Source organism: Paenibacillus sp. CH40 (genome assembly GCF_024213605.1).
In the GTDB taxonomy this organism is placed as follows: domain Bacteria; phylum Bacillota; class Bacilli; order Paenibacillales; family Paenibacillaceae; genus Paenibacillus; species Paenibacillus polymyxa_B.
Map to the genome: position 1 here is coordinate 437,689 of NZ_JANAVQ010000003.1, position 11,183 is coordinate 448,871.

10 protein-coding genes and 1 pseudogene are annotated in these 11,183 nt (G+C 47.6%); 5 read left to right on the top strand and 6 right to left on the bottom strand.

Annotated elements, in window-relative coordinates:
* Positions 1-39: 39 nt before the first annotated feature.
* Positions 40-222 (top strand): annotated as a pseudogene (locus tag NLX73_RS25130) (AraC family transcriptional regulator); the annotation flags it as partial.
* A 191-nt stretch (positions 223-413) separates the two neighbouring features.
* Here NLX73_RS25130 and NLX73_RS11980 read toward each other — a convergent pair.
* The 3 genes from NLX73_RS11980 to NLX73_RS11990 form a co-directional block, all read right to left on the bottom strand.
* Complete coding sequence (locus NLX73_RS11980; RefSeq protein ID WP_254326253.1) at positions 414-1,019, bottom strand: ATPase; 606 nt, start codon at positions 1,017-1,019, stop codon at positions 414-416.
* Positions 1,016-1,189: a hypothetical protein gene (locus NLX73_RS11985; RefSeq protein ID WP_023990932.1), complete on the bottom strand. Its 174-nt coding sequence runs from the start codon at positions 1,187-1,189 to the stop codon at positions 1,016-1,018. The genes NLX73_RS11980 and NLX73_RS11985 overlap by 4 nt, the downstream gene beginning before the upstream one ends.
* A gap of 484 nt (positions 1,190-1,673) precedes the next feature.
* Complete coding sequence (locus NLX73_RS11990; RefSeq protein ID WP_254326254.1) at positions 1,674-2,177, bottom strand: hypothetical protein; 504 nt, start codon at positions 2,175-2,177, stop codon at positions 1,674-1,676.
* A 257-nt stretch (positions 2,178-2,434) separates the two neighbouring features.
* Here NLX73_RS11990 and NLX73_RS11995 point away from each other — a divergent pair, with 257 nt between their 5' ends.
* Entirely contained in the window at positions 2,435-3,616 is a 1,182-nt protein-coding gene (locus NLX73_RS11995; RefSeq protein ID WP_254326255.1) for a serine hydrolase domain-containing protein, read from the top strand.
* Here NLX73_RS11995 and NLX73_RS12000 read toward each other — a convergent pair.
* On the bottom strand, positions 3,602-4,045 hold the full coding sequence (locus NLX73_RS12000) for an Lrp/AsnC family transcriptional regulator (protein WP_023990936.1): 444 nt from the start codon (positions 4,043-4,045) through the stop codon (positions 3,602-3,604). The two genes, NLX73_RS11995 and NLX73_RS12000, sit on opposite strands and share 15 nt — an antisense overlap.
* Positions 4,046-4,201: 156 nt before the next feature.
* Here NLX73_RS12000 and NLX73_RS12005 point away from each other — a divergent pair, with 156 nt between their 5' ends.
* Positions 4,202-5,380 (top strand): MFS transporter, encoded by a 1,179-nt coding sequence (locus tag NLX73_RS12005; RefSeq protein WP_254326256.1) that lies wholly within the window; start codon positions 4,202-4,204, stop codon positions 5,378-5,380.
* A gap of 120 nt (positions 5,381-5,500) precedes the next feature.
* Here NLX73_RS12005 and NLX73_RS25135 read toward each other — a convergent pair whose 3' ends face one another.
* Together NLX73_RS25135 and NLX73_RS12010 are read right to left on the bottom strand one after the other, a co-directional pair.
* On the bottom strand, positions 5,501-5,599 hold the full coding sequence (locus NLX73_RS25135) for a hypothetical protein (RefSeq protein WP_367997100.1): 99 nt from the start codon (positions 5,597-5,599) through the stop codon (positions 5,501-5,503).
* Positions 5,600-5,658: 59 nt separating this feature from the next.
* Positions 5,659-6,603 carry a helix-turn-helix domain-containing protein gene (locus NLX73_RS12010; protein ID WP_254326257.1) on the bottom strand — a complete coding sequence of 315 codons (945 nt, stop codon included), beginning with the start codon at positions 6,601-6,603 and terminating at the stop codon, positions 5,659-5,661.
* Positions 6,604-6,768: 165 nt separating this feature from the next.
* Here NLX73_RS12010 and NLX73_RS12015 point away from each other — a divergent pair, with 165 nt between their 5' ends.
* Positions 6,769-8,967 (top strand): glycoside hydrolase family 52 protein, encoded by a 2,199-nt coding sequence (locus NLX73_RS12015; protein ID WP_254326258.1) that lies wholly within the window; start codon positions 6,769-6,771, stop codon positions 8,965-8,967.
* A gap of 35 nt (positions 8,968-9,002) precedes the next feature.
* Positions 9,003-11,171 carry an alpha-glucuronidase family glycosyl hydrolase gene (locus tag NLX73_RS12020; protein ID WP_254326259.1) on the top strand — a complete coding sequence of 723 codons (2,169 nt, stop codon included), beginning with the start codon at positions 9,003-9,005 and terminating at the stop codon, positions 11,169-11,171.
* Positions 11,172-11,183: the final 12 nt, after the last annotated feature.

Sequence of the window (11,183 nt, forward strand, 5' to 3'; positions counted from 1 at the left end):
GTTAAGATGGAGTCGAAAGGAGGGAAACCTCGTGTACGAAACCCACCCTTCAATTATTTAAAAAACAACGGAGACGTTATGAGAATAGTGGAGGAGAAGGCTTGGAACTTTGACCCTAGCAGCCTAGGGTATGAATGGGATGAGGAAACAAAGCAAGATTATCAGCGGCATTTCCCAGAAGGATACGGATACGCAGTGTTACGTCCAGTGAAAAAAGTGTAGAGAAAAAGAATCCCAAGAAGCCGCTACGATCAGGATGCTGTTCATCCTCTTGCTAAAGTCTGTTGAAAAATAATAACAGTTTATTACTAACGAGTTCCATTTTGAGGTGCAATACACATCGAATTGACATTGTGGACACAATACGATGTAAATATAGAGTAAACCGATCACTGAATCATACAGTGATCGGTTTATTCTTGATCAGCATTTTTATTTTGCAAGTAACTATCAATGATTTTAACCCAATCTGGTAACAACGCCACATGATGCTTTATCGTTTCACTATCTGATTCCAATACAATCACGCCATCTGAGCTACTGTTGTCAATGACAATTAAATGATCGATAAGTTTAAGATGTAAGAGAAGATTGTCCAGCGAGGTCTGATGCCGTCTTATAATATCAGCGGTATCAATGTGGTGACCCCCATTTCGAACTCGTGCAGCAACTCGCTCGATATTAAGACGATAATCACCAAGGCCCACATAAAACATAATAACTTCAAAGCCCTTTTCTTTTGCCATTCGCATTTGTCGAATCACATTGCCACCAGCAAGTGTCGTCTCTACGGTAAAATCTCGTTTATTTCTTATACAATCCCGCGCTAGCTTAATCGCTTCCTTTCCTGCCGATACTTTGTGTCGATCAGGGTTTTCACGATCAATCCCTCGCGCTAACGCATCTGGATCGATATTAACACTTACACCAAGTTTATCAACGATTAGATTACGAATTGTACTCTTACCACTTCCGTTGTTTCCTGCGAATACAAACATAGTAGCAAACGGCTCACTCATGATAAAATATCCTGTTCTTTAATTCGTTCGACTTGACCATTACTGTACTCTTTAACAAATTGACCATCCGGTGTTTTGTAGACGATATATGTGCCATTTGCTTTAGCGTCCAGTTTTGCTCTATCTCCAGTTAGTTTGATTAGCTTGCCTAGGTCGTGTGTACGATTCATTCAGCCATCACCATCCCATACAATTCATATATCGAGAGTATATCATAAATCGAAAAGTCTGAAAGAATCCAGCGTCACTCAAATCCATACGAATACCGCACGGTTAAAAATCGTGACAAGTAAATAGGATCGAAATATCATTCTTTTTAATACATTTTAATAAATAAATTTGGAATAAATGCTACCTTCAGCTTTTTTATTCGTCTATTACAACAAATACAATTGCGGAGGTACAGGCAATGAAATCTTTTCGTTTTTGGCTAGTCCTAATCTCATGCCTAGTTATTACTGTAAATTTTACGGGGTACGACGACTATAATATACTATTGGCTATCATTAGCCCGCTAGTTTGGATGTATGAATCATTTCGATTTGTGCGAGAGGCAGACATCCCCATAACTATTGTTTACTTCACTACACTAATTTTCTGGTATCTCATTGGATACGCTTTGGACCGTTTGATTAGAAAATTGAAAAATTAAAATCACTTGAAATTACCTTCTAAATTGTCGTCTACTTTATCAGGCTCGTACTCGACCGTTCTGTAGTCAGGTGATGAAGGAATCATATTGATCACAACATTTCTCATTTGTAGCTTGTACTTTCCTTCCTCAAAAGCAAGAATATGCTTAATGGAAGGTAACTCCATATCCTCATACTTCGTTATCGACGAAACAACAATCTTGGAAGGGTTAGAATCATCCACAGACACGATACGATAATCAATCAGTGTTCCCTGGGCTTTTAGAAAATCAAGCCGTGCCCGTTCTGTTTTAAAGCGATAATCATCAGACAGTGAAAGCATCTTATCGTAATCGCGACTCATAGAAGCGTTCATATATTCTGAAAATGTCGAGACAGCAGCCTCTTTGGGCTTATCGGGAAGTTTATAAGATTCCTTACCTCCTCCAAAACCTGTAGCAATTACGGTCAAAATCCCTCCTAAGACAACCAAGCAAGCCAACTTATTACGCGATACAATCCTCAATAAACAAAACCCCCTTTGTTGTAAATTTTACCACCTATTTTCAACGTATCTCAACTTACAAAGCCACTGTAAAACGCAGCATAACTTCTTGTAAAATCCCATTCATTTAAATCCAAGGCCATTCTTTTAATATAATTTTATTTTAACGTAAATGCTCACTGAATACCTTTGTTACCTTATGTAATGTCGTCTTCCCATCCTGTAAACTAAGTTCCATCAAGCGGTAACCGCTGGATCATAGAGAGGATGAGATATTTATGGGTTTGGATAATAGAGTTTTTGCGATACAAGCTGGTCTGGACGGACGTGTAAATGCAGTTATAGATCAAACCCTTGCCGAGAAGCGCCTGGTCGGCGCAGTCGTCATGATATATATGGACGGTTCACCCGTGTATGTCCGAGCGGCGGGGCTGGCTGATCGAGAAGAACAACGTCCTATGCATGAGGATGCTTTATTTCGGCTTTCTTCTGTATCCAAACCGATTGTATCTACTGCGGCTTTGGTTTTGGCAGCCCAAGGATTGATTAAGCTCGATGAATCTATTGAACGCTGGTTGCCCGATTTTCGCCCCCGATTAATCAGTGGTGAGCAGCCCTCCATTACAGTACGCCAATTGCTGACACATACTGCCGGGTTGACCTATGGCTTTTTAGAGGAAGAAGGCGGCGGTCCCTATCATCGTGCAGGCGTATCAGATGGCATGGATTTCTCAAATCTTACACTGGAAGAGAACTTGCAACGTTTGGCTTCTGTGCCTCTGTTATATACACCGGGTAAAGCGTGGGGATATTCGATTGCTACTGATGTGCTCGGCGCTATCATTAGCCGTGTATGTGGCACAACCCTTGATGCTGCTGTTAAAAAGCTCGTTACCGAACCTCTCGGTATGCACGACACCAGTTTCGCGGTCGCGGATGCTGGACGGCTTGCGGCTCCTTATGTCAACGATATATCAGAACCCCGGCGGATGCGTGAGCTTGAGGTTGCGCAGGTTTTTGAAGGCACCGCAGGACTTCGTTTTCAGCCTGCACGAGCCTTTGATCCCACGGCTTTCCACTCTGGTGGCTCTGGTATGATTGGCAGCGCAAAAGATTTCATGCAGCTGCTGGAAACACTGCGAAACGGCGGTAATCCGTTACTTTCAGAAGAATGGGTTCGTGAAATGGGCACCATCCAGACCGGGAACCTCCCCTTGGCAGGCTGGCCGGGGCGGGGCTTTGGACTAGGATTCACCGTACTCCAAAATCCCGACGAAAGTGGAACAGCAGAATCACCCGGAACGTGGCGTCTCGGAGGAGCTTACGGTCATTCGTGGTTCGTTGATCCCGCACTAAGACTTAGTGTGGTCGCCTTTACCAATACAGCATTCGAAGGGATGTCAGGTCCGTTTACAACCGAGCTTTGCCAAGCCATTTACGGTAGCTCAAATAGGATCTAATAAAGTGGGGGTTACATGTTTATGGTCTACAGGCGAGGACAGGACAATTAACGTGGTAGAGTGCCCGTGCTTTCCACACTCATCCCCGAACTGCTCCAGCTTGAGCATAGACTCAACCATGACTTTCAGTAAGTAATTTTGCTCGCCGCTGATTCTATGGCACTCAATGACTTCAGGTGCAGATTGGCAAAACTCAACAAATGAATTGCATTGATTCGTGTGCACGAGCACGTGAGCCATGATCGGCTTTCCGACTTTCTCATGTGAAACTATGGCACGATACCCGGTGATAATACCTTTATCCTCCATGCGCCGCACTCTTTCCGTTACGGCAGGCTGGGAAAGCCCAACCTCCTTACCCAGCTCGGTCATGGAGATACGCGCCTGGTTTTGTAGACACAACAAAATTTTATGATCCACTTGATCCATCAAACCATCCTCCTTAAGTTCAAGGTAATATTACAAAAACACAATTATTATTATGTATTATTTCGAATATTGCCTTATTATTTTATGATTTAATGAAATATTAGCATGCAAAATCAAGGACGTAAAGCAGGAAGACGTGGAGAGGGAATGAAACCAATGAAATATAGTAAGCCCCTGCTTTTCATTGCGCTTGGCCTATTTGGTGTATACACGATTGAGTTCGGTGTGGTTGGCATTTTGCCGGTCATCATTGAACGTTTTCATATTACGGCAGCTCAGGCCGGGTTTCTTGTCAGTTCATTTGCATTGATCATCGCGCTGTTCGGTCCCTTCATGGTGCTATTGATGTCCAGGTTTAACCGCAAGCGAATCATGACAATGTCGTTGTTTGTTTTTGCCATAACAAGCTTGCTGTCAGCCTATACATCCAACTTTTATCTACTAGTGATTTTACGTATCATTCCGGCTCTGTTTCACCCGGTGTATTTCTCGCTTGCCTTTGTCGCTGCCACTGCGTTGTATCCCCCGGAAAAAGCAACACAAGCTTCTGCCAAAGCCTTTCTCGGCACGAGCATGGGAATGGTACTCGGTATTCCAATTACAGCCTATATCGCCAATCAATTTTCATACGAGGCCTCCTTCTGGTTTACTGCGGTAGCGAATGGGCTTGCAGGGATCGGTATTTTATTTATGCTGCCGGATACACCACAAGCCGAAATGTTCTCCTATCGCAAGCAGCTTGGCATTTTGCGTAAAGTATCGCTGTGGCTCAATATCGGGGCGGCTACTTTTATTTTTGCAGCCATGTTTTCGGTGTATAGCTATTCTGCCGAATATTTGGGGCAAAATACAGGGATGAGCAGCAAGGTTATCAGTTTTCTGCTTATTATTTTCGGCATCGGCGGAATGCTCGGCAATCTGTTGGCTGGCAAGCTCATGGGCTTGCATAAGGTACGGACTGCTCTTTTTCATCCAGTAGTCTTGGGGGGCACCTATTTGCTGTTGTACGGGATCAGTTCTTCATTTATCCCTACGCTCTTCATCATTATCGTGTGGGGGGCCGTTCATACGAGCGGGCTGATTGTCGCCCAGATTTGGGTGATTGATGAGGCCAAAGAAGCTCCCGCGTTTGCCAACAGTCTGTATATCTCGTTTATTAACCTAGGAGTGTCACTGGGCTCGCTGGCAGGGGGGTGGTTTATTGCCAGAGCGGGAATCCATGGGACGCTGTGGAGCGGTTTGCTGTTCGCCATGCTGGCGATGATATGCATCGGGTCTAAGTTGATTTATCCACGTATTTTGCGAAAATATAAAGGGTTAGATGTGCAAAGCTAAAAAGTTGCAAGAGGGCCAAGCATGTTATCATAAAAAATCGGTTCAACACTTTGTATGGTGTTGAACCGATTTTTGTTTAAAGATTGATTCCTGCCTGTCGGATTGGATCATGCCCAGCGATCACGATGCTTGCCCCTGCTTTACTACTTCTATGGCTGTTGCCAGCCCTATACCTGCACTGCCGCCAATCACGACAACACGTTGATTATGTAAATGCATATTATTGTCAGCTCCTTTATAAGGATTATATCGTAACTATTTTTAAGACATACTCATTTTTATTCGTATGGGCTTTCCTGTACCGTGCTTTTGCGATAGGATGTCGGCGATTGGCCCGACCAGCGCTTGAACTGTCTGCTAAAATGCGCAATATCCCCATAGCCGAGCATATCGGCAATTTGTTGCACCGACCATTGCGGGTCAGCTAACAGCAACTTGGCCTCATGCAGCACAAGCTCAGATAGATATACACGGGGAGATACGCCGAAAACGCTACGGAATACACGATTACAATGGGACACGCTAATACCTAGTTCGGATGAAATCCCCTCAATCCCATCCTGTTTTTCCACCGATCCAGCCTGTCCATAAGGCTGATTTACTCTGCCCTGAAGACGACTGGCAATCTGATGGGCAAGCTCTGCCTGCACATATCCACGCCCCGGCAGATGGGCCGCTTCACTGGATACAGCCTCCCACAATGTTGCGAACAGTTCAAACACAGCAGATTGAATTCGCATACGCTTTGCCACCGAATCACTACCTACTCCTATGTCTTCTGGCGTTGAAAGATCGAGCAGCTTGCTCAACGCTGGTCCCAACTGCCCTGCTACTGTTCCCTCGACTGGAAACAGCACCTGCTCCAGACGACTCAGCAGCGAGAGAAACAGTTTATCATCAATATCGAAATGCATACAAAAATACGTAAATCCCTCTCCGTTACTATGGCTGGAATGGACAATGCCCGGGCGCAGCAGCACCAGATCACCCTGTCGCTGGGTATAGCTGCGACCATCCACAACCATGATCTGTTCTCCCGCAAGCACGATGTTAATTTCATATTGAGGATGCTCGTGTGGCGGATAGCTCCACTCTCTTCCGACACTTCGTGTATGAATGGCAAACAAATTGACCGTGGTCCGTACATCGGGAAAAAAGAATTCCTCTCCGGCAGCTGTAAGGTCTGGATGATGGGGATGCTTCGGTAAACGTGGTGACGACATGTTTTCCCTCCTGGTTACTTACATGGATATACTCCAGTATATCGCTTTCCGCGCGATTTGGATAAATAGTTGCGCGATTTGACAATGGTTCCCCGCCACATGACATGCTAGGCTCTAAGTGAAGTTAGTCAAAGTTAAACCTTACTATGAAAGGGGTTTCATTATATGGCGAAAAATATATTTTATAACACACAGCATGCACCGATCGGTTCTTTTTCCAGCTTTACGCTTGGATTTAAGGGCAATCGCGGCGGACTTGGTTTGGAACTGGGCAAGCCTGCCGATGAAAATGTATATATCGGGCTGCAATCCAGAGATGGCGAAGCATACGAGGCGCTTCCATTTTTTACATCCACACAGGATGAAAGCGCCCGCTACGACGTGGAGAAAAAGGGTAAACGAACGGAACCACAGCTTATGGCCTTTGCCGATTCAGACATTACCCGTGAGCTAAAAGCAGGAACGGATACATGGCAGGCTGGTGATTTGACGTTCCGGCTGTACTCTCCTGTTCGCCCGGTGCCCGAGCCGGGAACCGCGGGTATGGATGAGCTGCGAGCAGCGTTGGTCCCGGCGGTATTCGCTGAGCTAACCGTCGATAACACGCAGGGAACTGCAGCACGAAAGGCTTTTTTCGGCTATCAGGGCAGTGATCCGTATAGCGGCATACGCATTATAGGAGAAGATCCGCGCAGGGACACTACGGATTCTACCCCATTGGAGGGAAGACTCACAGGCATCGGCCAAGGGCGCAGCACAGCCATTGTGACCAACAGCAGCGAAGCAGTACCTGCCAGCGGATTTGCAATGGAGAAGCTGCTTGGGGAGACCATGGCCGAGAATTTATCCTTTGGCCTAGGCGTGACGGGTGCGCTTCTGATGGACGTTCCCGCAGGTGAGAAGCGCACGTATACCTTCGCCATATGCTTCTATCGCGGCGGCATCGTAACGACAGGCATCGAAGCATCGTATTACTATACCCGGCTGTTCAAGGATATTGAAGACGTGGGGAGCTATGCATTGAAGCATTTTACAGACCTCACCGCAGCCTGTGTTCAGGCTAATCGCTGGATGGAGTCGGCCAACCTGAGCCCGGATCAGGAATTCATGCTCGCTCAGGCGATCCACAGCTACTACGGCAGCACCCAACTGCTTAGTCACCAAGCGGACGGAGAACCGATCTGGGTTGTGAACGAAGGCGAGTATCGGATGATGAATACACTCGATTTGACGGCAGATCAGCTCTACTATGAATTGATTTTAAATCCATGGACGGTGCGCAACGAGCTGGAGTGGTTTGTCCAAAGGTACAGCTATCGGGATGAGGTACGCTTTCCGGGAGAGGAACAGACCTATCCGGGTGGTATCACGTTTACGCATGATATGGGCGTGGCCAACGTGTTCTCCCGGCAGGGATACTCCTGTTATGAGCTGGCAGGGATTGACGACTGCTTCTCTTACATGAGCCATGAGGAGCTGGTGAACTGGCTTTGCTGCGCCACGGTATATATCGAGCAGACACAGGATCAGTCATTTACAACACGCATGCTGCCTGTCTTGTGTGACTGCTTCGAAAGCATGCTACGGCGGGATCACCCCGACCCGGCACAACGAAACGGCTTGATGGGCTTGGACAGCTCTAGAACCCGGGGAGGGGCCGAAATTACGACCTACGACAGTCTGGACGTATCTCTGGGTCAGTCCCGCAACAACATTTATCTAGGCAGCAAATGCTGGGCGGTATATGTTGCACTGGAAAAAATATTTGCCTCAAAAGGGCTTAACTCCCTCTCACAGGAGGCTGGCTTACAGGCGGACAAATGCGCAGCCGCAATCACAGCACATATGACAGACAAGGGCTATATTCCTGCAGTTATTAAGGAAGGCAATGACTCGCAGATTATTCCTGCCATTGAGGGGCTGATCTTCCCTTACTTTGCAGGATGTGAGGCTGCGCTTAAGCCTGATGGACGGTTCGGTGGATATATCCAAGCACTGCGGCGCCATTTGGAAACTGTACTGGTACCGGGAGTTTGTCTGTTTGAAGACGGAGGCTGGAAGCTGTCCTCGACCAGTAACAACTCCTGGCTGAGCAAAATCTATCTGTCACAGTTTATTGCCCGCGAGCTGCTGGAACTGCCTTGGGAAGAAGCTGGGCAGGCCGCAGACGCTGCCCACGTCTCATGGCTCCTTCACCCTGAAGAATCCTATTGGTGCTGGAGTGATCAGATACTGTCCGGTGTTGCTCACGGCAGCAAATACTACCCACGCGGAGTTACTGCTATTTTGTGGCTGTATGAAGGCAACGGCAACTGTCTGACTCTCCCTGAGCATATGAGTCAGGATCAGGAACAGCATGCCTGAGGATCATCTTCACCTGCCCAAAAGGAGGCTCCAATATGAGCAAGCTTATGGATATGCCAAAAGAGAGCGGCTATGCGGCTTGGCTGCATTACAGCCGCAATAGTAAGGTAGAAGAGCTGCCCGCTTGGTGCAGGGTCATCGTGGTCCATGAGACAGATGAAGTGCTTCAATCGGCTGCGAGTGAGCTTCAGCACGGATTGACCTCCATGTTTGGACAGCAGCCGAAGATCAGCGCCGTTCCTGTGAATGCGCCATTCATTGCGCTGGGTACGTTCCCAGCGCATCCTTTGGTCGCAGAACGATTCTGCGCAGAGGAACAGGCAGAAGTGGGTGCAGAAGGCTACCGAATTCGCGGGATAGAGATGCTAGATCCGGCATATTCAGCTTCGCATGGTAACGATGAGTTCAAAGGACAATACGTTACAGTCGCAGGGCAGACCTCCAAAGGCGTATTGTACGGAGTCTTTCATCTGCTGCGCTACCTGCAGGGAGGACTAGATGGGAAGTTGAAGCCCACCATCGAATCATTGCACGCCCCCATTCTAGACCAATTATCCAACCCTGTTAATCCCATCCGCATGATCAACCACTGGGATAACATGGATGGTAGTGTTGAACGTGGATATGCGGGCGGATCTATTTTCTACGACAATAATGCCTTTACTACAAATATGGAGCGCCTGCGAGACTACGCCCGTCTGCTCGCTTCTGTAGGCATTCAAGCACTATCCATCAACAATGTGAATGTCCATCAGGTAGAAACCGAGCTGATTACAGATAGATTCCTACCGGATGTGGCTAAAGTAGCTGCGGTGTTTCGCGCCTATGGCATACAGATCTACTTGAGCATTAACTATGCCAGTCCTATTCAGCTCGGCGGGTTAACCACAGCCGACCCCTTAGAATCAGCTGTAGCTGAATGGTGGCAGACCAAAGCCCAGGAAGTTTACGCCGCCGTTCCTGATCTGGGTGGTTTTGTGGTCAAAGCCGATTCCGAAAATCGGCCCGGACCGTTCAGCTACGGGCGCCATCACGCCGATGGAGCCAATATGCTGGCAGATGCGTTGCAGCCCTATGGCGGACGCGTGATTTGGCGCTGCTTTGTCTACAACTGCAAGCAGGACTGGCGCGATCGCAAGACGGATCGGGCCCGCGCAGCCTTTGACCATTTTAAACCGCTGGATGGGCTGTTTCGGGAAAATGTCATTTTACAGATCAAAAATGGTCCCATGGATTTTCAGGTGCGGGAGCCTGTCTCCCCCCTGTTCGGTGCGCTAGAATCCACTCAGGTACTGCTGGAATTTCAAATTGCGCAAGAGTACACCGGCCAACAGAAACATCTATGTTACCTTGTTCCGCAATGGAAGGAGATATTGGATTTTGACACCTACGCCCGAGGAAAAGGCTCCACCATCAAGCGTATCGTGAGTGGCGCTTTGCATTCTCCCAAGCATACCAACTATGGAATAGCCGCTGTATCCAATATCGGTGCAGACACCAATTGGACCGGACATTTGCTCGCCCAATCCAATCTTTATGGCTATGGCCGGTTGGCATGGGACCCGGACCTGTCCGCAGACGAAATCGCTGACGAGTGGGTTCGGCTGACGTTTGGCAGACAAGGGAATAGCGACGGCGACACAGATTTAATTTCTACCCTTAAGCAGATGCTGCTCGATTCATGGAATATCTACGAATCCTACACCGCCCCTCTCGGGGTCGGCTGGATGGTCAGTCCCGATCACCACTATGGGCCGGATGTAGACGGGTACGAATATTCTATGTGGGGCACCTACCATTTTGCTGATTGCCGGGGGATCGGGGTAGATCGCACGTCCGCAACCGGAACGGGCTATGCAGGACAATATTTTTCTCCCAATACTAATATCTACGAATCTACGGACACCTGCCCGGATGAGCTGCTTTTATTCTTTCACCATGTTCCTTATACACACTTGCTCCACTCCGGCCAAACTGTCATACAGCACATTTATGATACCCATTTTGAAGGTGCAGAACGTGCGGCCCATCTCCGAGACACATGGGTTAGTCTACGAGGGCAACTGAATGATGCCATGTATGAACAGGTGCTGAAGCGGCTGGAGCATCAGACTGAGCATGCCAAAGAATGGCGGGATCGGATCAATACGTATTTCTACCGTAAAAGTGGCATTCCGGACCAGAAGAATCGCCCTATTTATTAAGCAAGCTGTCTC

Excerpts from the sequence above, each read along its gene's own strand:
- NLX73_RS11980 (WP_254326253.1), bottom strand. The coding sequence starts at position 1,019 with ATGAGTGAGCCGTTTGCTACTATGTTTGTATTCGCAGGAAACAACGGA.
- NLX73_RS11985 (WP_023990932.1), bottom strand. The coding sequence starts at position 1,189 with ATGAATCGTACACACGACCTAGGCAAGCTAATCAAACTAACTGGAGAT.
- NLX73_RS11995 (WP_254326255.1), top strand. The coding sequence starts at position 2,435 with ATGGGTTTGGATAATAGAGTTTTTGCGATACAAGCTGGTCTGGACGGA.
- NLX73_RS12000 (WP_023990936.1), bottom strand. The coding sequence starts at position 4,045 with ATGGATCAAGTGGATCATAAAATTTTGTTGTGTCTACAAAACCAGGCG.
- NLX73_RS12005 (WP_254326256.1), top strand. The coding sequence starts at position 4,202 with ATGAAATATAGTAAGCCCCTGCTTTTCATTGCGCTTGGCCTATTTGGT.
- NLX73_RS25135 (WP_367997100.1), bottom strand. The coding sequence starts at position 5,599 with ATGCATTTACATAATCAACGTGTTGTCGTGATTGGCGGCAGTGCAGGT.
- NLX73_RS12010 (WP_254326257.1), bottom strand. The coding sequence starts at position 6,603 with ATGTCGTCACCACGTTTACCGAAGCATCCCCATCATCCAGACCTTACA.
- NLX73_RS12015 (WP_254326258.1), top strand. The coding sequence starts at position 6,769 with ATGGCGAAAAATATATTTTATAACACACAGCATGCACCGATCGGTTCT.
- NLX73_RS12020 (WP_254326259.1), top strand. The coding sequence starts at position 9,003 with ATGAGCAAGCTTATGGATATGCCAAAAGAGAGCGGCTATGCGGCTTGG.